The sequence below is a fragment of the Bradyrhizobium sp. WSM3983 genome (assembly GCF_000473045.1).
Taxonomy (GTDB): domain Bacteria; phylum Pseudomonadota; class Alphaproteobacteria; order Rhizobiales; family Xanthobacteraceae; genus Bradyrhizobium.
Genome location: NZ_AXAY01000049.1, coordinates 1 through 20,145 on the forward strand (window position 1 = coordinate 1; position 20,145 = coordinate 20,145).

Here is a 20,145-nt window from a genome sequence, read left to right on the forward strand (position 1 = left end):
TTCCAGCTTGCCGATCGGCTCATTAAGGCGGGAAAATACTTCGACATGCTTTATGTGCCCGGTGCAGATCACGGAACACCGGGCAGCTATACGCAGCTGAAGGTCTTGGAGTTCTTCGTCCGTAACATTCTCGAGCAGACACCGCCGAATTGGAACGCCAGATCAATCGAGCTAACGAAGAGCAAATCAGGTCATGATGGCTGAAGACCCATCGTGAGCACGCCCGAGGCCGTGAGGCTTCCACGAGCGACTTCCCGAAATTGAAGCTGTTTGTCGCTATTTTCAACGATAGCGGTGCGCGGACATCGCTACATGTAGAAATGCAGCGACGTATTCGCGATCGACACAGGGAATGCACCGCATGTCCCTGCGCCACGGCTGAGATCGTTGTCGGCCGACCGCCCGCTGAAGCCGACATCCAGCGCCATTTCCGTGTCAGCCCACCATCGGTCCACCAGATGATCGTTACCCTCGGACGGAACGGTTTCATTCGCCGTCAGCCCGGCGCTCCCCGAAGCATCGAGATTCTCTTGCCACCCGAAAACCTGCCCATCCTCGAATGGCTCGGGATCAAAACGTCAAAACCACTGTGATGAACCACTAGCACAAATTGCAGGCTAACCAGTCGGGGCTTTTGCGGCAGCGTCGCACCACAACTATCCGAGGTTCGTAGGACGGACCCACTGATTCCCTCAAGGAGCTTTAGTCGGGAGCCACCGAGGGCGCGTCGTCGTGCTTGAGGTGTCGCTTCCGGATGTTGTAACTCACCACCCAGATCACGCCGACCGCGATCGGCACGAAGGCTGCGGTTAGGAACGAGGGCTCTACACGCAGTCCGACGTCGTGCGCGCCCTTGGCTAGATAGCCAAACAGGCTGACCACGTAATATCCGATCGCCCCGACCGACAATCCCTCGACCGTGCACTGCATCCGAAGTTGCTGCCTCGCGCGCTCGTTGATAGCGTGCAAGAGGTCACGATGCTGTCGTTCAATTTCGACGTCGACACGGGTTCGCAACAGATCGGCGGCACGCGCGAGTTTGACCGACAGGGTCGCCTGACGCTCCTCCACGGTCGCGCAAGTTCGCATCGCAGGCGCCATGCGACGCGCCAGAAATGACGACCATGTCGGATAGCCCGAGACGTCGTTGCCCTCAATGATTGACAGTCGCGATTGGACCAGCTCGTTATAGGCCCTGCTGGCGCCGAAGCGAAACAGGCTGCCGGTCGCGCCTCTTTCGAAGGAGGCGGCCAACGCCGTCAGCTCGGCAAGCAATTGGTTGTTGAATTGCAGCCCCGCACCGCTTTGCATTTTTTCGAGCGCATCGACAAGACGGCGGTCGATGCGATCAACGGACGGTGCAAGCTCAAGGGCCGCCGACAGGCCGAGCAGCGCCAAAGGACGGTAGGTCTCGATTTCCAGGAGCCGTTGCACCAGCGCTCCGAGATCGTGCAACGTCAACCCGAGGTCGCAGACGAGGATTTTCGTGAAGCCTTTTTCGTCCACGCGGAAGTCTGAGGCGGCAACGCCTGCACCGCTCTTTGTGGCCACCATGGCCAGGCTATTCTTGTCAAAAATCTGTTCGGCCCGCTTGGTCGGCGAGGCCTCCTGCTCCACTTCTAACCTGATCGCGACCAGCAATTGTCCGGACTGCCGCAACGCGCGGATCAGCGATCGGACGGCATCATCAACTTTGTCGAATTGGTGAGCGGCAGGACGATTTGCGTTAGCCCAGAACCAGGTGAATGTCGTAAATTCCGCATGCTGCTCCCAGCGTAGCGTCGCGGGACCGATGACGATCTGATGATGTTTCGCCGATTGCGCAGGCGGCGGAAGATTGCGCTCCAGGCAGAAATCGATAAAGCGGCAGCGATCGCTTGCGGCCGCCTCGCCTTGCGCAAGAAAACCCAAGTGAATCACGCTGAATGGCGATACAAGGCGCGTGAAAGGGCGCGTGTGCACTTCGCCGAGCACGGCGTCGCGTTGCGGATGTGGCGTGAAGGTTCGCAGATCCAGTTCATCGATCATGTATTGACGCCTCGCTTCAGAGTGAGCAAGCAACCGTCAGCCTTGACGCGGGAGGCATTGGCGGTGCTGGAAAACGGGTGCGCGGCAAGGCGCCGATCAAGTCACGTTGACGATCGATACCGAGGTCGCCTTCAGCTCGAGAAAGAGGTCTTGCGGGAGCAGGATCATGCCGAGCAGATTGAGCCGGATCAGCCGCATCCCGCTTTCGACTGACGCCGCCAAAAACGTCTGCGGGGTACGGTCCGCTGGCGAAATGCCGGCATTGTGGATCAATGCTTGTAACGATCGCCAACAAGCCGTTCCCCGACCTCGGGGGCAGCGTGCGACACCATCCGACGAATGCCTCGATCGACGTGGACATGGTTGTCTGTCTCCGAATCCCACAGAGATCGGCCGCCACCGAAGGATTGCCGCGCGCAGATGAAGATACGCCGGCCATCTTCTGAAAACAGGTTTCCGGTGGCATGACCGATGGCAAGCAAGAGCGTCTTCCGTTCTCCCAGCGCGGTGCAGACAGTCGACCTCGGGTGCGGCAACCACATTGTCGATTGACAGATTGATGACCAAGCGCGACTCCCATCTTGTTGCCGGCGCCCAACTTTCTGGCGCGGAGAGCCGGTGCAGGATTTGGGCCAGCACTGTAAACGGGCACGCTCGCGTGTTTTCTGGCGCAATGTGGTCTTCGAAGACAGTCGGAGGCGGGTTTCAGACATGAAGCGCGCTTGTATTCTGACAGAATGCGCACGTGGGCAGGCCACAGGGAATTGCCTGTTTGGGCAAGATGATGGCTCGCCCGGCCGCTGCCATTGTCTGGGCGGCCACGCTGTGGTCGGATTTGTCGATGCAGAGTCCGGAGAGTGACAGCGCCCGGACCGGGGCAAGGCTTGGCGATGGGCTCATAACGTCATATCGAGCGAGGTTATCGCCTTCTACACACCAGGTAGCTTTTCTCTCCTCTACGCTGGCTCGCCGCGACTGCTGAATACTTGCTGAACTGATCCATTCGCTGCCTTTCCTATCTACCCTCGTCGCTGATCGCTTGCCGCGATTGGCGCTCGACGGCGGACGATCGTGGTGCGCACTTCAATCCATTCGGAAGCGTTCTCGCGTGGCGCGCGCATGCTGCGCACCGCGTTGGGCCCCGCGATAACGACCTTCCTCGAAGACGTCAGCACTCCGGCGTCGAGGTCGACGTCACCACGCGCCGGGCCCATCGCCTCGGTTATGCGCATGCCTGTCACCGCGATCAGCCCGAACAAGGTATGGTAGGTCGATTGGCGCACCCCGTCGGCTAGCGGCAGAGCCAGCGCTGCCGTCAGCAACGCATCGATCTCCGCTGTAGACATAGGGCTTGGCGCGCTCCATCGGGCAGCATGCCGACAGGAAGATGGAAGTTGAAGAGTACCTGGGCAGAAGCCGGCTGTACCGGCGGTTGAGCAATGCCACCCGCCGTGCCGAACGAGCCTCTCTTCGAGGAGACAAGCGGCATAGCACTCGGCGAGCTATCCGGGCGGCCCGCCTCTGAGACGCCAGTCGGCGAGAAATCCGGGGAAAACGACCCTACTCGGCATAGTTCGCCGGCGGCATAAACGGCGCGCCTTACGACCAGGGCGCTAAAGCGTCGGCTCGAACTGGCAGTGCACGAGCATCTCGGACACCGACGCGTTGTTCGGCAGCATGAGTGCGGTTTCCACCAGGCGGGCGATGTCGCCCGGCTGGCTCATCTCATGGCGAGGGATCTCGTCGTCGTTCAGCGTCATGTCGGTGGCGACGTAGCCCGGGCAAATCACCGTTGCGCGAATGCCGGCCGCACGTCCTTCCCGGCGAATGCCATGGGTGAGTGCGACCACCGCGAATTTGGTCATGGCGTAGCCGACATTGCTACCCACGCGCTTGCCGGCGAGGGAGCCCAGATTGACGACCCTGCCGTGACCACACACGGCCAGATGAGGCAGAGTGGCCCTGACGAGGCGCAGAGGGCCCTTGACGTTGACGCGCCACATGTCGTCGAGGTCGTCCTCGCCCTCGTCGGAGACGCGAACCTTCGGGTTGATCCCCGCCGCATTGACAATGGCATCGACGCCGCCCCATCGTGCGACCGTGGCATTCACCCAGGCGATCGGGCTCGCGGCATCTTCGGCGTTGTAGCGATGCGTCATGAGGCGATCGCTTTCCGCAAGGCGGCTCGCATCGCGAAGCCCCGCCGATACGCGGAAGCCCGACGACAGCAGCCGGTCGACGACGGCGCGTCCGATGCCGCGCGAAGCTCCCGAGACCATGACGATCCGATTGCCGACCTCCAACATCCGAGTCCGTCTCCTATAAGTGAGCCAGGTGCATCACGAAATGTAAGGGACGCGACCGATAGCGAGTAAGAGAAATTCGCTCTGCCGGCATCCGGCGTGCTTATGACTCGCAGGCCGGCGCATCCGGCCGGGATATTGGATGTCCTTATGAGGGCAGAACAAATCTGCTGTATGCCTGCATCGGCCCATGCACGTAGCTTTCCGACGCTTGGCTGCCTGCAAAAGAGCCCCCGCAGATGGGATTTTCGGACTATCGAACGGCGTTGGTGACGGGGGCGTCCTCGGGGATCGGGGCTGCGACGGTTCGGCTGCTCTGCGCCGAGGGGCTCGAGGTTCATGCGCTGGGGCGAGACCATCGGCGGTTGGCGACGCTTTCGGGTCAGACAGGCTGTCGCGTATGCGCGCTCGATCTGAATGATTTCGCCGCCCTGACGCGGCTTGGGAGCTCGGCCGAGTTCGACGTCCTCGTCAACAATGCCGGTCAGTCGCGGCGCAGCAATATCCTGGATACTGCACCGGACGATGTCGACACGCTGGTCGACATCAATCTGCGCGCGGTTCTGCATCTGATGCGGCTGATCGTTCCAGGCATGGCGCGGCGCAACCACGGCCACGTGGTCAACGTCTCGTCGATCGCCGGCCATTATGCCTTCGGCGAGAATGCAACGACATTCAATTCATCTTTGGCCTATCACGCGACCAAGTCAGGCATTCATTCGCTGTCGCAGCAATTGCGCATCGATCTCTACGGAACCTGCGTTCGCGTCACCGAAATCTCGCCCGGCCGTGTGGCGACGCGCATCTTCCAGAACCAGAATGCCGCCGACAATCCGGATGCCCGCTTCGTCGGCACGTTCGAGACGCTCCAGTCCGAAGACATCGCGGAAGCCATTGCCTTCGCGGTGGGGTCGCCGGCGCGGATGAACGTCGCGATGATCGAGGTCGTCCCCACGCTCCAGGTCGTCGGCGAATTGCGATTCGCCAGCCGATGCGAGACCGCGCAATTGAGAGACATGAGAAGCGGAGCCGACAATGCCTGAACTTGCAAATCGCCTCAAGACCGTGAAGGTGTCGGCCTCGGCGGCGATGACGGACAAGGCGCGTGAGCTGCGCGACGCAGGCGTCAAGATCGTCGGCCTGTCATCCGGGGAGCCCGATTTTCCGACGCCGCCCCATGCGATCGAGGCCGCTCATCGGGCGGCGCTTGCCGGCGATACCAAATATCCGGCGCAGCCGGGGACCGCCGCGCTGAGGACCGCGGTGCAGCGCAAGTTCAAGCGCGAGAACAATCTCGACTATGCGCTTGACGAGATCCTGATCGCCAACGGCGGCAAGCAGATCATCTTCAACGCGCTATTCGCGACCTGCAATCCCGGCGACGAGGTGGTCATTCCGGCTCCCGGCTGGATCACCTATGCCGACATCGTTCTCCTTGCGGAGGCGACGCCCGTCGCCGTGCCCTGCCCGGAGAACAACCAGTTCAAGCTCCGCCCGGCGGACCTCGAGGCGGCGATCACGCCCCGGACGAAGTGGTTGATCCTGAATTTTCCCAACAATCCGACCGGCGCGGTCTGCACGCGCGAGGAGATGCGCGCGATCGCCGACGTCATGTTGAAGCATCCCGAGGTCTGGATCCTGACCGACGACATCTATGAACATCTCACCTATGATGGTTTCGAGTTCTGTACGATCGCCGAGGTTGAACCAAGGCTGAAGAATCGCGTCGTGACTGTCAACGGCGCGTCGAAGGCCTACGCCATGACGGGCTGGCGGGTCGGCTATTGCGGAGGCCCCAAGGAGCTGATCACGGCGATGAACAACGTCCATGGTCAGGCGACCGGAGGAATCTGTACCCTGAGCCAGGCGGCGGCGGTCGCGGTCCTGGACGGCCCGCAGCATTTCCTGAAGGAGCGCACGGACATCTATCGTGATCGGCGCGATCTCGTGGTCAAGCTTCTGAATCAGATCCCCGGCATCACCTGCCACAGGCCCCAAGGGGCCTTCTACGTGTTTCCGAACATCGCCGGCTGCATCGGCAAGACCACGAAAGGCGGCCGGCGGCTGGACACCGATGCCGACTTCATTTCGGCTTTGCTGGAGGAGCAGCATGTCGCTGCGGTGCACGGTGGCGCCTACGGCATGAGCCCGTATTTTCGCATTTCCTACGCGACCGATATCGGATCGCTCAAGGAAGGCTGCCGGCGCATCGCAAGCTTCTGCGAAGGCCTGCGCTGACCGGCCATTCGAAATGCAAGGGGGAGGGCCCCCGGACGGTCGGCGAAAGCCGTAACCTGCGGCGTTCGCAGATCAAGATCGGAGCAATATGCCGAAACGATTGTCATAATCGTTCCTGATGCCCCTAAACGAAGATGTTCTTGGTCCTGTAGAATGCCAACGCATAAGCTTTGTTCTAAAGAGGGGTAGTCTTGGTATCGCACAGTCGAGGACGGCCAGCGATGACCACCAGCGACGAGGCGGTGGCAGTTTTGACTGTTGAGGCGCCACCGGTCGCCCGGGAGAGATCGCGCTGGCGCTTTGCGTTGCCCGTCGGGCTTCTCGCCGCGCCGATGTTGGCGTTCCTGACCTATTTCTTCTTCTATCCGGCGCTGGGTCTGCTGTTCTCGAGCATCCAGACGCAGGACAGCCGCGGCATCATCGGCCGCCCGTTCACGCTGGCGCATTACGCACGCCTCGTTAATGTCGAGCTCTACGCGCGCGTGCTTTGGACCACGCTGCGGATCAGCATCATCACCTCGGCGCTCGCGACGGTGCTCGCCTATCCGGTCGCGCTGGTGATGGTCAAAAGCCGTCCGATGGTCACGCGCATCATCACCTTGATCGTGATCGCGCCCCTGATCGTCAGCGTGGTCGTTCGTGGATACGGCTGGCAGCTGGTGCTCCAGAACGGCCCGAAGGGGATGTTGAACTGGATCCTGATGACGCTGCATGTCGTCGACGCACCGATATCGGTCCTCTACACCGAAACGGCCGTCATGATCGGATCGCTGCACGTGTTCTTCCCGATGATGGTTTTGCCGCTGGCGTCCGCGCTTGGCAAGATCGATCCCAACCTGGAGGATGCGGCTCGCATGCTCGGGGCGCCCTGGTGGAAGGTCTTTCTTAGGGTGACGCTGCCGTTGAGCATGCCTGGCTTCGTGGCGGGCTTCACCCTGGTATTTTCGCTCACCGCCGGCTCCTTCGTCATTCCAGCGATCCTGGGCGGGGCCTCGGCGGTGATGCTCGGCAATTTGATCGAGCAGCAGATCTTCGTCGTCTACGACTGGCCGTTCGGCGCTGCAATTGCGGTCGTTCTCGTCGGCCTCGTTCTCGCGGTCAATGGCGTTTCGATGTGGCTTCTGGAAGGCCGGCGTCTCAGGAGGCCCGACTGATGGACGAGCGGTTTTCCGGCTTCGGTGCCTTCATCCTCTACACCATCACGGCCGGCATGATGGTGTTCATCCTGGCGCCGCTGCTCCTCGTCATGGCCGCGTCGGTCTCCGATTCCTATTTCGTGACCTTTCCGCCGCAGGGCTTCACGCTGAAATGGTATGCCAAGGTCCTCCAGGACCGCGACTTCCTCGAAGCCATGCGGCTGAGCATCCTGCTCGCGCTCGGTACGACGGCGGGATCGCTCCTGTTCGGCGTACCGGCGGCCTTTGCGCTGGTGCGTGGAGATTTCTTCGGCGTGGCGGCGATCAAGGGCTTCCTGCTTTCGCCGCTGATATTTCCGGCCCTGATAACGGGCCTCGCGCTGCTCCAGGTCCTCAACAAGCTCGGCTCGACGGACGCGCGGCTGAATCTTCTGATCGGCCATATCGTCGTCACCTCGCCCTATGTGATCCGGACGGTGGTCACCAGCCTGCAATTGGTCGACGAGAATCTGGAGGATGCCGCACGCACGCTCGGGGCCAACCGGCTGCGAACCTTCTGGCGGGTGACGCTGCCGCAGATCGCATCTGGCGTTGCCGCCGGCGGACTGTTTGCCTTTATGGTTTCGTTCGACAACTACCCTGTCACGATGTGGCTGGCGAACTCCGAATACTCACCCGTTCCGCTGGTCTTGATGCGGCAGCTCGTCAATGTTTTCGATCCGTCCGTGCCGGCGATGTCGACCATCATCATTCTGATGGCAATGGTCGGCGTCTTGATTTTGGAAAAATTGGTAGGTCTTCGCCGCGCGCTGGCCGCCTGATTTACTCTCGTAGATGGAGATTGGACCATGAGCCTGACACGTAGGACTCTCATCAAGGCCGGTGTATCCGCGGTTGGTTTCCCGACGATCATCAGCCCGGCTTGGTCGCAGGACACCAAGCAGCTGCACGTTGGCGTTTACAACTCCGCCCTGGGCAAACTGATCCAGAAGGAGGTCATTCCCAAGTTCGAAGCCGAGTTCAAATGCCGGGTCTTCACGATCGAGGGCGCAACGCTCTCCAACATCGCCGCGCTTCGGGCAACCCGCGATACGCCGCGGTTCAGCGTTATGATGATGGACGATGTCGGCATCCCCCAGGCCAAGCAGGAGGGCCTGGTCGGCAAACTCGACGCCGACAAGATCCCAAATCTTGCGAAGGTCTATCCGCGATATATCTTCGAGGACGGCTACGGCGTCGGATTCTCGATCTCCAGCGCGGCGATGTTCATCAATCCGCAGGTGACCAAGCCGCTCAAGAGCTATGAGGAGATCTTCGACGCGAAATATCGCAAGCAGATCCTCCTCAACACGCCCAAGAATACCCAGAGCGTGCTGATGCTCATCGTCGCGGCCTCGCTCGTCACGGGCAAGCCGTTGAAGGAAGCGCAATATCTGGTCGATCAAGGCTGGGAGAAGCTGGCGACGCTCAAGCCGAATGTCCTCACGATCTATGACAGCGAGGCGCAGGTGCTCCAGGTGGCCCAGGGACAGGCGACGATTGGGGGCATCGAATATTCCAAGGCGATCTATCCGCACACCGCGAAGGGCCTGCCGCTCGATATGACCTTCCCGAAGGAGGGCGCATTCACCGGCATCAACAGCATGACGATCGTCAAGAATGCACCGGAGCCTGAGCTCGGAGCCGCTTTCATCAACCGCATCCTGGACCCGGCGGTCGCCAGGATGCTGTCGGAGCAGACGCTGAGCGCGCCCTCGGTCAGCGGAATCGATTTCAAGCCTGAGACGGCAAAATTCCTCGCCTATCCCGATACGAAGGCAACCGATCTCGGGCTCTTCACGCCGGACTGGAATTTCATCGTCCCGCGCCGCGGTCCGTGGCTGGAGAAGTATAACGAAGTGTTCACGAGCTGAGCGGGGCCGTCATGAAATCTTCAGAAGTCAGGCTTGAGCGCCTCAGCAAGGAATACGGCCGCACGGTCGCAGTCGACAACGTGTCGCTCGCGATCGAGCCGGGGCACATGGTCGCTTTACTGGGTCCGAGCGGATGCGGCAAGACGACCTGCCTCCGCATGATTGCGGGACTGATCCGTCCGACATCCGGCGACGTCTTCGTGAACGACAAGAGGATGACCGACGTGCCGGTGCATCGCCGCAACGTCGGGATGCTGTTCCAGAACTATGCCTTGTTCCCTCATCTGACTGTCGAGGAGAACATCGTATTCGGCCTGGAGATGCGCGGCATGTCCAAGGCGGATGCCGCGAGGAAGGTGAGCGAAGCTCTCAGCCTGGTCCAGCTGTCGAACTTCGGAAAGCGCTATCCGGCCCAGCTCTCCGGCGGTCAGCAACAGCGCGTCGCGCTGGGGCGTGCCCTGGTGATCGAGCCGGCAATGCTGCTGCTCGACGAGCCGCTCGGGGCGCTCGACAAGGGGCTTCGCGAGAGCATGCAGGTCGAGCTGCGCGCTCTGCAGCGCAGGCTTGGCCTGACCACCATCATGGTGACCCACGATCAGGACGAAGCGCTGACCATGGCTGACAAGATCGTGGTGATGCGCGATGGCAAGCTCGAGCAGGTCGGCTCGGCCACCGAAATCTACCAGCGCCCGGCCTCGAAATTCGTCGCGCAGTTCATCGGTGCCTCAAACCTGTTTGAAGGTCCGGTCGAGCAGCGCAACGGCAGTGGAGCGGTCATTCGCGTGTCGCCCGAATTGAGCCTTCAGGTCGACCAGCTTCCCGCCTCGGCAAGCGACGCGATGGTCTCGATCAGGCCCGAGGCCATCATCGTCGAGAGGGCTGGTCAGGCCTCGTCGGCGCAACGGGCGAACAGCGTGATGGCGCGTGTCGACCAGGCGATCTATCGCGGCTTCGTCAGTCACTATTACCTCAGGACGCCGAGTGGCGGGCAGATCATCGTGTTCGAGCAGAATCAGTCGCAACAGGCGGGACTTCGATACGCCGTGGGCGAGGAGGTTGTCGCGCGGTGGGAATCGCCAAGCAATCATATCATTGCCCGTCACTGACGCTCGAGACGGGCGCAGCGGGTGCGGGCAATCGACATCCCTTATACCCGCAGACGAACATCGTCTTGGATCGACTTGGGCTGTTTGGTTAGAACTGGAGACGGTGGCGCCGCAGGCGTTGGACCAGCGAGGCCCTTTTGTCGATTAATCAGCCCAGCGCTCCCCTTGTCGGCGCGATCGAGAAAAGCCCGAAGATCAGCCTGATCGGCACGCTTGCGATGCTGGTCGAGGCGCCGGGTGACTTTGACCTGATTCAACAGGGACGCATCTGGGCGCTCGCGGATGCTGCGTCGTCCTGGCCGAACGTCCAGGAAACCGTCATCGGCGTCACCAATGTGATGCTGGTATTCGAGCAGCCGCCTGCTGATATCGGCATGCTCGGCGCTTCGATCGCCGAGCTGTGGCATCGCTTGCCCGGCCGCAAGGCCGACGGCAAGGTCATCGAAATTCCTGTGATCTATGGCGGCGAGCTCGGCTTCGACTTGCCGGCGGTCGCGAAGCACACCGGATTGCCGCCGCGCGAGGTCATCAGAATTCATAGCGAGGGCGATTACACGGTCTGCGCCGTCGCGAGCTCGCCGGGGTTTGGTTATCTCCACGGCCTCGATCCGCGCATCCACATGCCGCGCAAATCGGTGCCCTCGCTCAACATGCGCGCGGGTTCGGTGACCATCGGCGGGCTGCAGACGGGCGTCGCGGCGCTGTCGAGCCCCAATGGATGGAACGCCATCGGCTGGGCCTCTGTCACCATGTTCGATCCGCAGCGCCAGCAACCGTCTCTCATGCTGCCGGGGGACCGTGTCAGATTCAGGATCGATCGGATCGAGCTATGATCGAGATCCTGACCAGCCCTGCCTTCAATACGATCCAGGATCTCGGCCGGCATGGCGCGCGCGGCATCGGGGTAAGCACGTCCGGCGCCATGGATCCCGTCGCGCTCGCGGCCGGAAATGCGCTGCTCGGCAATGAGGATGACGCGGCCGGCATCGAGATCCAGACGTTTCCGTTCCGCCTGCGTTTCCAGAAGGACACGACATTTGCGCTCACCGGCGCCGATCACGTCTCGACGCTGGCCGGATTATCCTTGCGTCCGTGGTGGTGCAAGCAGGCGAGGGCTGGCGACATTCTTGCGATCGGAACGCCGCGCCGCGGTGCGCGCGTCTACGCGACGTTCGGGGGCGGCCTCGACGTTCCGCAGGTGCTGGGTTCGCGCAGCACGCATCTGCGCGCCGGCTTCGGTGGGCTCGAGGGGCGAAGCTTGCAGACGGGCGACGTCGTTCCGGTCGGCAGGCCGCCGCGAGAGGCCGCCCGCCGTTTCGACTTCGGTGCCGCGCCGCCGGACGTCGCGATCCCAGGCGCCGGCCGGCGAGATGACGGCGTGCTGCCGATACGCGTGATGCGGGCCGGTGAATATGATCTGTTTTCAGAGGCGATGCAGGCGAGGCTCTGGTCCACTGCGTGGAAGGTCAGCGCCCGGAGCGACCGCGGCGGATACCGTCTCACTGGAGACAAGTTGACATTGGATGCGCCGATCGAGATGCGCTCGCATGGCGTCGTGGCCGGCGTCGTGCAGGTGCCGCCGTCCGGCGAGCCGATCATCCAGATGAGCGACGCCAACACGGCAGGCGGCTATCCCAAGATCGCGGCCGTGATTCAGGCCGATCTCTGGCGCCTGGGCCAGGCGGCGCCAGGATCATTCATCGCCTTCAGCGAGGTGAGCTACCAGGACGCGGTCGCGGCCATGGCTCCCGTCAGTGACTATCTCGCCAGCTTGCGGGCTGTCGCGGATCTCTATCGCCAGCTTTGAGTGAACGTCAACGAGAACAAGAGCAGGGTGCGAACATGAAAGTCGGCATCAATTCGGACATGGGCGAAGGCTTCGGCAACTATCGCATCTGCGACGACGAGGCGCTGATGGGCATCGTCTCGTCCGCCAACGTGGCGTGCGGTTTCCACGCCGGCGATCCCATGATCATGGATCGCATGGTCCGCTTGGCAAAGCGGAAGGGAGTCGAGGTCGGCGCCCATCCGGGCCTGCCCGACCTGCTTGGATTTGGCCGCCGCGCGATCCAGATGGATGCCGCCGAACTCGAGAAGCATATGGTCTATCAGATCGGCGCCTTGCAGGCGATCGCGGCCAATGCCGGCCATCGCGTGACCCATGTCAGCTTCCACGCCGCGATGGGCAATATGGTCAACGCGGACCCCGACATAGCTGATGTCGTCGCGCGCGCGATCGCGACCATCAACCGCGATTTCATCGTGTTCTCGCAGCCCGACGCCGAGATCGTGCGCGCCGCGCGCGGGGTCGGCTTGCGCGTCCTGACGTTGTTCCTGGCCGATCGGGCGTATGACGAGAACGCCCATCTGGTCTCCCGCAAGCTTCCCAATTCCGTCATCACCTCGCAGGAAGCGGTGGCTGAGCGGGTCAAGCGGTTCCTGGATAGCGGAACCGTGAAGACCATCGAAGGCAAGTCGATCAAGATCGAGGCCCGCTCGATCCTGATCCACAGCGACACGCCTGGATCCGTCAATCTCGCCCGCACAGTTCGCCGCGTGATCAAACAGGGCGGCGGCGAAGTCACGCCTGCAACTGTACTGCTCAATTGAGCGGGTTGCTTGGCGCGTGCGGAAGGATGCGCACGATCGGAGTGCCGTAGCCGACCATGGCGCCGTTTTCCGCGATCACGGCATCGACGATGCCCGCCGTGGGCGCAACGACGGGTGCATACAATAGCCCGATCTTCACCAGGCCGAGCATCGCGCCAGCCTCGATGCGCTGGCCGGGCGCGACGAACGGCTTGTCCTGCCAGGGATGAGCCGCACGGAAATGTCCTGCGACATCGGCTTTCGCCGTGACGAAATGATCTGCGGCGGGGGCGGTTGCGGCCGCAGGCGATGCAGACGCTGCGATCCGGGGCCTCGTGTCCACAACGAGCTTCAGGGTCAGTCCCGGCTCCTCGATCTCGATCGTGTCGACACCGGAGTTTTCGAGGATCTGCGCCAGGCGCGCGATATCGGTTGTCTCTATCGGCATGTTCGGGTCTCCTCGACAAGACGCATGTTGGCTCTTAGCCGGTCGAGATAGGCCGACATCTCGTCTTCGGCTGCAAGCGCATCGCTGTAGGCGGTCTGCTCGAACCGCAGCTTGCCGCCGAGCCGCGCCTGCCCGACGCGCCACAGGTCGGCCCCGATCACGGTCGCGATCTTCGGATAGCCGCCGGATGTCTGCGCATCTCGCATCTGGATGATGGGCTGTCCGTTGGGGGGCATCTGGATAACACCCGGAACGATGCCGTGCGAGCGCTTTTCGACCGGCTCTTTCGGCTTCACTGCGGGGCCTTGCAGGCGGTAGCCGTAGCGATTGCTTTGGGGCGTGATTGTCCAGCTGCTGGACCAGAACAAGTCCTGCGCCGTGGCGTCGAACGCGTCATATTCACCGGCAACGATGACCCTGACGATGGTCTCGTCCGCAGCAGCGTTCGGCCGTGCCAGCGTGATGCCGGCGGGCTCGATCCCGAGCTCGCCAATGGCAGCGGTGGACGCAGCGCAGGGCAGGATGTCGCCCACCCGCAGCGGCCGTCCGTGCAAGCCGCCGAACTCGCCGCGAAACTGTGTGCTGCGCGAGCCCAGCACCATCGGCACGTCGATGCCGCCGCTGACGGCCAGGTAGCTTCGTGCGCCGTGAGACATCGCCTTGATGTTCAGAATATCTCCGGCGCGCGCATACGAGCGCCACCACGGCGGAATGGCGCGTCCTGCGATCTCGGCCGCGACGGCGGCGCCGGTGAGCGCAAAAGCGATGTTCCGATCGAAGCGGACCCTGAACGGCATCATCGGGATTTCGACGGCGGCGGCATTCTCGTCATTGCCGAGCAGGATGTTGCCGGCGCGCAGCGCGACATCGTCCATCGCACCCGACGTGCCAACCCCGAAGCGGTACTGGTCGAAGCGCCCGAGATCCTGGATGCTTGCGGGACCCGTGACTGACAGGATCTCGATCAACGGATCACCCGCTCGATCTCGAAACGGACCGTATCGCCCGGCGCGAGCGCGGCCGGCATTGGCCAGGATGGGTCGAAGAAAGTCCAGCTCGTGTGTCCGATAGCGTGCCAGCCGCTGGGGCCGGGCGAGGCGGAGACGCCGGTCTGCGACCCGCCGATCGAAACCGAGCCGCCCGCGGAGCGTTGCAATGGTGTCTGTCGTCGCGGCACGGTGATGCGCGGATCCATGCCGCCAAGGTAGCAATAGCCGGGATGGCTACCCAGCGCGAACACCGTGTAGAGCGGCGCGGCATGGATCGCCACAACGTCATCGATGGACAGGCTGCAATGATCGGCGACGGACTGGAGCTGCGATCCGATCTCGCCGCCATAGGTGACCGGCAGCCTGATCTGGCGACCGCCGATGGCGAGGCCTTCCGCCGTATCCCAGCCGTCGTTGAGAGCGGAGATCAGGGCGTCGAGTTGGCGAGGAGGCGTTTCGAAGGTCAGCATCAGGTTGGTGATGCCGGGAACGGCTTCGCGGATGTCAGGCCATTTCGATGCCGTGGCGGCCAGTGTCCAGATGCGCCGCTGGTGCGCCACGTCGAATGCCCCGGGGGCCTCGAACAGGAGAGCCGATGTGCCGAGCAGGCTGATCCGCGGCCGGTCGGGCACCGTCATTGTGCGGCCACCTTCGCATTCATCCAATGTTCGAGATGGTGGATATCGAAGCCGCCACGGCAGAACGTCGGGTCTGAAAGGATCGCCTGGTGCAAGGGCACGTTGGTCCGGATGCCTTCGGCGCGCAGTTCGGACAAGGCGACGCGCGCGCGGGCCAGAGCCTCCTCGCGGGTGCTGCCGTGGGCGATCAGCTTGCCGACCAGGGAGTCATAGTGGCGCGGAACGGTGGCGCCCGCCGCGATATGGGAGTCGACGCGAATGCCGATGCCGCCGGGCACGTCCCAGCGCGTCACCGTGCCGGGCGAGGGCGTGAACGTGGCGGGGTCTTCGGCATTGATGCGGAATTCGACGGCATGGCCGACAGGCGCGATGTCGCCTTGCGCGATCCCCAGGTGCTCGCCGCGCGCAATGCGAATCTGTTCCTTGACGATGTCGATACCCGTCGTCATCTCGGTGACGGGATGCTCGACCTGGACGCGCGTGTTCATCTCGATGAAGAAGAACTGCCCGTTCTCGTAGAGGAACTCGAACGTGCCGGCGCCGCGATAGCCGATCCGCCGGCAGGCTTCGACGCAGCTCGAGCCGACCTGCTGGATCAGTGCGCGATCGATGCCCGGCGCGGGAGCTTCCTCGACGACTTTCTGGTTCCTGCGCTGGAGCGAGCAGTCGCGGTCACCGAGCCAGAGGTGGTTGTCGTGCTGATCGCACAGCACCTGAATCTCGATATGACGCGGCTTCTCGAGGAATTTCTCGATATAGACCGCAGCGTTCCCGAAAGCCTTGCTGGCTTCCGCGCGCGTTAGCGCAAGCGCCTCGTCCAGCGCGTCTTCCTTGCGCACGATCCGCATGCCGCGGCCGCCGCCACCGCCGGCGGCCTTGATGATCACGGGATATCCGATGTTCCGCGCGATCGCGCGCACCTCCGCCGGATCATCCGGCAGGGCGCTATCCGGCCCGGGTACGCAAGGCACACCCGCCAGCCGCATCGCGCGCTTGGCGGCAATCTTGTCGCCCATGGTCCGGATGCACTCCGCGGGAGGGCCGATGAAGGTGAGATTGGCGCGCGCGACCCGATCGGCGAACTCCGCGCTTTCGGAGAGAAACCCGTAACCCGGGTGGATCGCCTGAGCGCCGCTGACCTCGGCCGCGAGCAGGATCGCCGCGACGTTGAGATAGGTGCTGTTCGCCGGAGCCGGTCCGATGCAGAGCGCCTGATCGGCGAGCGCGACATAGCGCGCGTCGCTGTCCGCTTCCGAGTGGATGACGACGGTCTTGAGACCCATGGCCCGACAGGCACGCTGGATTCGGAGCGCGATCTCGCCACGGTTGGCAATCAGGACCTTGTCGAACATCAGGATGAACCCGCAGGACCGATCCGGAACAGCGCTTGCCCCGCTGCGATCTCGTCACCGTTCTCGGCAAGGACCGCAAGCAGGACACCGGACGTCTCGGCGGCGATGTCGATGAAGGTCTTCATCGCCTCGATGATGCATATCTTTTGCCCGGCCTCGATCCTCGCGCCGACCTCGACCAGCGGTGGCTCGTCCGGCGCTGCAGACCGGTAGAACACGCCGTGCATCGGCGCGGAGACGACGATATCGGCGGGGGCGCCGGGCGCTGGGCCATCCTTATGAGCGGCGGAAGGAGTTTGCGGATCGCTTCCGCCGGCAGGGCGAGCCGGGGCCGGCGGCGCTTCCGCAGACGGGCGCTTGAGGATGCGGATGCGGGTTCCGTCTTGCGTCAGGTCCAGCTCCGCGATGGACGAGCGGGCAACCAGATCCACGAGTTGTTCGATCCTGGTGAAATCCACGGTCACGCTCCGCGTTGACGGCCTATCGCGTTCGGGGCGCCACGCATTGCTCAGCCGGGCCGCCCGCTCTTCTGCGCGAAATTGAGGCCGCCGACGACTTGCTGGGTCGGCAGTACCTCCATGAAGGCGACGTTCATGCGCGCCGGCGATCCAATCGCAAATCCGATCGAATTGGCGATGTCTTCGGGCTGGAGAGCATCATAGTCGTCGAAGAAGCGGCGCTTGGCTTCAGCCAGATCGCCCAGCAGCCGTCCGAAGACCTCGGTCTCGACCCGTGCCGGCGATATCTCGGTGACGCGGACCCTGGTTCCGTAGAGATCGACGCGCAATTGCTGCGACAGGGAGTGAATGCCGGCTTTGGTGGCGTGATACACGGTATTTCCGCCGGCGAAGGCGTAATGGCCGGCAATCGAAGAGATGTTGACGATATGGCCGCGGTCGCGACTTGCCATGCCCGGCACGACCAGCCGCGTCAGGTGCAGGACCGCGCGCAGATTGACGTCGATGAGCGCGTCAATATCCTCCGGCGTGGTATCCAGGATGTTGCCGCGCCGGGACTGGCCGGCATTGTTGACCAGGACATCGAACTCGGCCGACTTCGCCAGGGCGTCAAGCGCGTCGAGGTCGCTGATGTCGGCGGCGTGGGGGCGGCATCCGGTCTCCGCGGCCAAGGCGCTCAAGCGAGCGGCGTCGCGTGCCACGGCGTGAACCTGGAGACCTTCCGCAGTCAGACGCCGAACCGTCGCGGCCCCAATCCCCGAGGACGCGCCCGTCACCAAGGCCGTCCGATAATCCGAAAATCCCATCCGCGAGGGCTCCTCTGCTACCGTCCGACCCGCTGGTGGCGTCGGCTGTAACGCGAGCGGAGGACGAGTTCAGCACTAGCTATAGGCCCCTCAGGTTCCCGGTGGTAAGAACAATTCCTTCTGATCCCATAGCTTCAGCCTATCGCTGCTGCATTGCTCCCTGGCTGGATATCCGGAGACGCCGTATTGGATACGAAACGTTTGGAGGCCTTCATCAAGGTCGTGGATCTCGGCAGCATGACGAGCGCGGCGAAGGTGCTGAATGTCGCGCAGCCGGCGCTGAGCCAGCATATCGCGAGCCTCGAGGCGGACTTCAAGTGCAAGCTGCTCGATCGCAGTGCCCGCGGGGTCAAGCCCACCGAAGCAGGACGAATCCTCTACCGCTATGCCAAGTCGATCCAGCGGCAGATCGAAGAGGCCAGGCGCACCATTCTGGACAGCAAGCCGGAATTGACCGGCAATGTCACGATCGGCCTGGCCCCGCTCAGCTCGGCGGCATTGCTCGCGACCCCGCTACTGATGCAGCTGCGTGAACGCTATCCCGGCATCGTGCCGCACATCTACGACAGCTCGGGGGTCATGCTCAGCGAGATGATGCTGAAGGGGAGCATGGACATGGCCGTCCTCTACGGCGAACGCCCGGTGACCGGTCTCGATTACAAGCCGCTGATGCGCGAGTACTTTTATCTTGTCGCGCCCCGCGGCATGTATCCGGAGCAGATGCCTCCGGAGGAAGTATCGGCGACGGAGGTCGCGCAATTCGACCTGCTTCTTCCATATCGGGAATCCTTCCTGCGACAAACGGTCGAGCGCGTCTGCGCCGAGGTGGGACTCCGCCCGCGCATCGTTGCCGAGATCCATTCCCAATCGACCCTATCTTCGGCGATTGCAGCCGGAGTGGGGGCGGCAGTGCTGCCCATGTCGATCGCAAAGGAATTGCCGAACGTCGACGAACTCTGCATTCGGCGGATCAATGCGCCGTCGGCCTCGCAACAGATGTCGTTGTGCATTTCAGATAGCGCTGCGTTGTCCGATGCCGCGTTCGCTGTCTACAAGATATTGCTCGAGATCATCGTCAAGACCTGGGGACCGTTCGATGTCTACCCCGGCTCGGCTACCATCGCCGTGGGCGCCCCAACGTCGTCCGTGGATGGGCCGAAGGACGAGCCATAACGAAACACGATGCGGCAATCCCAAAATCTGAATTTGCCGCGCCAAGGCGGTTGGTTATGGAGGTGTAACGGAGACCGCGACCGCAAGGAGGTTATCATGGTGCATGTGATCAGGACATTCGATCGGCCCTCTGCCGAGCTTGTCGAGCGCATCAAGAAGTTTCCTCCGTCCACCCTTCACGAGGCGCAGGGGCGATTGGGCGCGCTGACGTCCCGCATCAAGCCGATCTATTCCGGGATGCGCGCCTGCGGACCGGCGCTGACGGTGAGCTGCCATCCAGCCGACAACATGATGCTGATCACGGCGATTTCGCTGGCCAAGCCCGGCGATGTGCTCGTGGTGAGCGCGGGCGATCATCCCGAGCAGGGCGGCTTCGGCGAGGTGCTGGCGACGGCCTGCGTCGCCAAGGGCATCGTCGGGCTGGTCACTGATGCCGGCGTTCGCGATGGTCTTGCGGTGCGCGACACCGGCTTCAACGTCTTCTCCTACGGCCTCTGTATGAAAGGCACCGTCAAGGAGACGCTCGGCACCATCAATCAGCCGATCGTCATCGGCGGCATCGCCGTCCGCCCCGGCGATATCGTGAGTGCCGATGACGACGGCGTCGTGATCGTGCCGAAGGAGAACATCGCCGACGTCTGCGTCAAGTCGGCGGCACGTGAGGAGAAGGAAGCCGGCGTGATGAAGGCGCTCAAGGCCGGCGGTGATATCCTCGAACTCTCCGGCATCGGCAAGGTGCTGGAGTCCAAGGGCTGCACCTTCGCCTGAGGGGGCACGCGCCGCAGGCGCGCAATAACGGGAAGACCTGGCAGCCATTCTCGGCTCGGGCGAGCATCGGTACCGCGTCGTCGACAATTGGGCGAAGCTACAGGATGGCTGGCAGCTCACCGACGTCGCCTCCGTCGCAGTCGACAGCAAGGATTGCATCTCCGTATTCATCGGCTCGGTCGATGGTGGATAACAGAGGG

At 62.9% G+C, this 20,145-nt stretch carries 21 protein-coding genes and 1 pseudogene; 14 read left to right on the forward strand and 8 right to left on the reverse strand.

Annotated elements, in window-relative coordinates; genetic code table 11:
- Both YUA_RS46405 and YUA_RS49360 read left to right on the forward strand, forming a co-directional pair.
- Window positions 1-204 (forward strand): hypothetical protein (locus YUA_RS46405; protein ID WP_035972869.1); only part of this gene is annotated, 204 nt, incomplete at its 5' end.
- Between the two features lie 56 nt (window positions 205-260).
- Entirely contained in the window at window positions 261-593 is a 333-nt protein-coding gene (locus tag YUA_RS49360; protein ID WP_245285370.1) for a LexA family transcriptional regulator, read from the forward strand.
- Between the two features lie 109 nt (window positions 594-702).
- On the opposite strand, the gene YUA_RS0138625 is transcribed toward YUA_RS49360, so the two are convergent.
- Window positions 703-2,028, reverse strand: a complete 1,326-nt coding sequence (locus YUA_RS0138625) for a DUF3422 family protein (protein ID WP_027535436.1) — start codon at window positions 2,026-2,028, stop codon at window positions 703-705.
- Window positions 2,029-3,099: 1,071 nt separating this feature from the next.
- Here YUA_RS0138625 and YUA_RS52195 point away from each other — a divergent pair.
- Window positions 3,100-3,201, forward strand: a pseudogene (locus YUA_RS52195) (P-type conjugative transfer ATPase TrbB); the annotation flags it as partial.
- Window positions 3,202-3,641: 440 nt separating this feature from the next.
- Here the strand turns inward: YUA_RS52195 and YUA_RS0138645 are convergent.
- The gene (locus YUA_RS0138645; protein WP_027535438.1) at window positions 3,642-4,334 is read right to left on the reverse strand and encodes an SDR family NAD(P)-dependent oxidoreductase; all 693 of its coding nucleotides are present in this window, start codon (window positions 4,332-4,334) and stop codon (window positions 3,642-3,644) included.
- A 236-nt stretch (window positions 4,335-4,570) separates the two neighbouring features.
- On the opposite strand from YUA_RS0138645, the gene YUA_RS46410 reads away from it, so the two are divergent.
- The 9 genes from YUA_RS46410 (at window position 4,571) to YUA_RS0138690 (ending at window position 13,334) form a co-directional block, all read left to right on the forward strand.
- Window positions 4,571-5,374: an SDR family oxidoreductase gene (locus tag YUA_RS46410; RefSeq protein WP_035972870.1), complete on the forward strand. Its 804-nt coding sequence runs from the start codon at window positions 4,571-4,573 to the stop codon at window positions 5,372-5,374.
- Complete coding sequence (locus YUA_RS0138655; protein WP_027535439.1) at window positions 5,367-6,569, forward strand: pyridoxal phosphate-dependent aminotransferase; 1,203 nt, start codon at window positions 5,367-5,369, stop codon at window positions 6,567-6,569. Before YUA_RS46410 ends, YUA_RS0138655 begins: the two co-directional genes overlap by 8 nt.
- 221 nt (window positions 6,570-6,790) lie before the next feature.
- Window positions 6,791-7,723, forward strand: a complete 933-nt coding sequence (locus tag YUA_RS0138660) for an ABC transporter permease (RefSeq protein ID WP_035972872.1) — start codon at window positions 6,791-6,793, stop codon at window positions 7,721-7,723.
- Window positions 7,723-8,526 (forward strand): ABC transporter permease, encoded by an 804-nt coding sequence (locus tag YUA_RS0138665; RefSeq protein WP_027535441.1) that lies wholly within the window; start codon window positions 7,723-7,725, stop codon window positions 8,524-8,526. The genes YUA_RS0138660 and YUA_RS0138665 overlap by 1 nt, the downstream gene beginning before the upstream one ends.
- 27 nt (window positions 8,527-8,553) lie before the next feature.
- Window positions 8,554-9,618, forward strand: a complete 1,065-nt coding sequence (locus YUA_RS0138670; protein WP_027535442.1) for an extracellular solute-binding protein — start codon at window positions 8,554-8,556, stop codon at window positions 9,616-9,618.
- An 11-nt stretch (window positions 9,619-9,629) separates the two neighbouring features.
- Window positions 9,630-10,724, forward strand: a complete 1,095-nt coding sequence (locus YUA_RS0138675) for an ABC transporter ATP-binding protein (RefSeq protein WP_027535443.1) — start codon at window positions 9,630-9,632, stop codon at window positions 10,722-10,724.
- Window positions 10,725-10,861: 137 nt separating this feature from the next.
- A complete protein-coding gene (gene pxpB, locus YUA_RS0138680) occupies window positions 10,862-11,557 on the forward strand; it encodes a 5-oxoprolinase subunit PxpB (RefSeq protein WP_027535444.1) in 696 nt (231 codons plus the stop codon).
- The gene (locus YUA_RS0138685; RefSeq protein ID WP_027535445.1) at window positions 11,554-12,531 is read left to right on the forward strand and encodes a biotin-dependent carboxyltransferase family protein; all 978 of its coding nucleotides are present in this window, start codon (window positions 11,554-11,556) and stop codon (window positions 12,529-12,531) included. Before pxpB (YUA_RS0138680) ends, YUA_RS0138685 begins: the two co-directional genes overlap by 4 nt.
- Before the next feature lie 35 nt (window positions 12,532-12,566).
- Complete coding sequence (locus tag YUA_RS0138690) at window positions 12,567-13,334, forward strand: LamB/YcsF family protein (protein ID WP_027535446.1); 768 nt, start codon at window positions 12,567-12,569, stop codon at window positions 13,332-13,334.
- Here YUA_RS0138690 and YUA_RS47345 read toward each other — a convergent pair.
- The 6 genes from YUA_RS47345 to YUA_RS0138720 are packed head-to-tail and all read right to left on the reverse strand — an operon-like array spanning window position 13,327 to window position 18,004.
- Window positions 13,327-13,761 (reverse strand): acetyl-CoA carboxylase biotin carboxyl carrier protein subunit, encoded by a 435-nt coding sequence (locus tag YUA_RS47345; RefSeq protein ID WP_051383616.1) that lies wholly within the window; start codon window positions 13,759-13,761, stop codon window positions 13,327-13,329. The genes YUA_RS0138690 and YUA_RS47345 overlap by 8 nt on opposite strands.
- Window positions 13,752-14,729, reverse strand: a complete 978-nt coding sequence (locus tag YUA_RS0138700; protein ID WP_027535447.1) for a biotin-dependent carboxyltransferase family protein — start codon at window positions 14,727-14,729, stop codon at window positions 13,752-13,754. Before YUA_RS0138700 ends, YUA_RS47345 begins: the two co-directional genes overlap by 10 nt.
- On the reverse strand, window positions 14,726-15,388 hold the full coding sequence (gene pxpB / locus YUA_RS0138705) for a 5-oxoprolinase subunit PxpB (protein WP_027535448.1): 663 nt from the start codon (window positions 15,386-15,388) through the stop codon (window positions 14,726-14,728). Before pxpB (YUA_RS0138705) ends, YUA_RS0138700 begins: the two co-directional genes overlap by 4 nt.
- The gene (gene accC / locus YUA_RS0138710) at window positions 15,385-16,740 is read right to left on the reverse strand and encodes an acetyl-CoA carboxylase biotin carboxylase subunit (protein ID WP_027535449.1); all 1,356 of its coding nucleotides are present in this window, start codon (window positions 16,738-16,740) and stop codon (window positions 15,385-15,387) included. The genes pxpB (YUA_RS0138705) and accC overlap by 4 nt, the downstream gene beginning before the upstream one ends.
- On the reverse strand, window positions 16,740-17,198 hold the full coding sequence (locus YUA_RS0138715; protein WP_027535450.1) for an acetyl-CoA carboxylase biotin carboxyl carrier protein subunit: 459 nt from the start codon (window positions 17,196-17,198) through the stop codon (window positions 16,740-16,742). Before YUA_RS0138715 ends, accC begins: the two co-directional genes overlap by 1 nt.
- Before the next feature lie 50 nt (window positions 17,199-17,248).
- Window positions 17,249-18,004 (reverse strand): SDR family oxidoreductase, encoded by a 756-nt coding sequence (locus YUA_RS0138720; protein WP_027535451.1) that lies wholly within the window; start codon window positions 18,002-18,004, stop codon window positions 17,249-17,251.
- 186 nt (window positions 18,005-18,190) lie between these two features.
- Here YUA_RS0138720 and YUA_RS46420 point away from each other — a divergent pair, with 186 nt between their 5' ends.
- Both YUA_RS46420 and YUA_RS0138730 read left to right on the forward strand, forming a co-directional pair.
- Complete coding sequence (locus tag YUA_RS46420; protein ID WP_051383618.1) at window positions 18,191-19,177, forward strand: LysR substrate-binding domain-containing protein; 987 nt, start codon at window positions 18,191-18,193, stop codon at window positions 19,175-19,177.
- Window positions 19,178-19,273: 96 nt separating this feature from the next.
- Window positions 19,274-19,945, forward strand: a complete 672-nt coding sequence (locus tag YUA_RS0138730) for a 4-carboxy-4-hydroxy-2-oxoadipate aldolase/oxaloacetate decarboxylase (protein WP_027535452.1) — start codon at window positions 19,274-19,276, stop codon at window positions 19,943-19,945.
- Window positions 19,946-20,145 lie beyond the last annotated feature (200 nt).